The 416-nt window shown below is 64.7% G+C and carries 1 protein-coding gene; it reads right to left on the bottom strand.

Translation table 11 applies throughout. From position 1 onward, the window contains the following. A partial coding sequence (locus tag N8H74_RS29235) for a contractile injection system protein, VgrG/Pvc8 family (protein ID WP_347710410.1) occupies window positions 1–416 on the bottom strand: 416 nt, incomplete at both ends.

A 416-nucleotide genomic window follows, 5' to 3' on the forward strand; every position in this document is an offset into this window, starting at 1 on the left:
CGGTCCCAGTGGAACTGCACTTTGATGCGGCCGTACTGGTCGCAGTGGATTTCTTCACCGGCCGGGCCGGTGACGATGGCGGTCTGGCTGCCGAGGACTTTCGGTTTCGGGTGTTCGAGGGCCGGGCGGTAGTGCGCGTCCCACGGGGTGGCGAGGAAGCTGTTGCGGTAGCCCTGGTGGAAATCGCTCTTGTTGTCGGTGACGTCGCTGGTGACGTTTTCGCCGAGTACCTGCGGCTGTTTGCCTTCGTGCAGGACTTCGAGCAGCAACCACAAATCATTCCATTCGGCACGCGGGTGTTCGGCCAGGGTCATGAAGTGGCCGCTGGTCAGGGTCGGCTCGTCGCCCTTGCCCTCGACCAGCGTGTAGTCGCTGCGATGGCGCTCCAGGGCGCGGGTCGACAGCAGCTTGCCGCG

The sequence above is a fragment of the Pseudomonas sp. B2M1-30 genome (genome assembly GCF_025447575.1).
Lineage (GTDB): Bacteria > Pseudomonadota > Gammaproteobacteria > Pseudomonadales > Pseudomonadaceae > Aquipseudomonas > Aquipseudomonas botevensis.